The organism is Aerococcus sp. L_32 (assembly GCF_050689315.1).
Genome location: NZ_JBOEQF010000701.1, coordinates 1 through 929, shown reverse-complemented (window position 1 = coordinate 929; position 929 = coordinate 1). Strand labels below are relative to the sequence as shown.

Below are 929 nucleotides of genomic sequence, written 5' to 3'. Positions count from 1 at the left end.
TTTACCCTTGTATGGAACACTATATATGATAAAATATTTTGATAAAGACACTATATGTTGTGTCTAAACTCATTTTTCATGTTATAGTAAGGAGGCACTATTCATGGCACAATCAGTTCAAGAAATATTACACCTAGATAGCTTTGACCAAGTAAGAGTACACAAACGTGATGGTCGAACGGTCGCTTTTGATGTCGACAAATTACAACGATCCATTATAAAAGCAAGTCAAAGTGAACAAGCTGAAACAGCTGATATCAACCTAATATTGCACCAAGTATTAGCAAATTTAGCCGATATTCAAAAAGCAAACCCTAATGACGCCATAGAGGTGACCACTATTCATCACCAGTTAGTGCAGGTTTTACAAGATCAAGATTTCAACCATATAGCAGAGACCTATCTAGCAAACAGACAAGTGACTGAAGAAAGGCTTGCTAATGCGACGAACATCCAGACTCGTATGCAAGGGCTTATCAATAAGGCACAGGATGTGGTGAACGAAAATGCCAATAAGGATAGTAAGGTCTTTAATACCCAACGCGACTTAACAGCAGGTATCGTGTCGAAAGCTATCGGCCTTAAAATGCTACCAAAGCATGTCGCTAATGCGCACTTAAAAGGGGATATTCATATCCATGACTTGGACTATAATCCGTACGCACCGATGACAAACTGTTCATTGATTGACCTAGAAAATATGTTTAGTAATGGCTTTAAGATTGGTAACGCCGAAGTGGCATCACCAAAATCCATTCAAACAGCAGCAGCTCAAACGGCTCAAATTATTGCTAATGTTGCATCTAGTCAATACGGTGGTACGACTGTTGACCGCATAGACGAAGTCTTAGCGCCTTATGCAGAAATGAATTACAAAAAGAATCTCGCTATTGCTAGAGAATGGATCGATGGTGCCAAAAAACAAGGGG

General features: G+C 39.4%; 1 protein-coding gene. It reads left to right on the top strand.

The window, feature by feature from the left end:
- Positions 1–103 precede the first annotated feature (103 nt).
- On the top strand, positions 104–929 hold an 826-nt coding region (nrdD, locus tag ACRCJ0_RS15815; RefSeq protein ID WP_431391138.1), incomplete at its 3' end, for an anaerobic ribonucleoside-triphosphate reductase.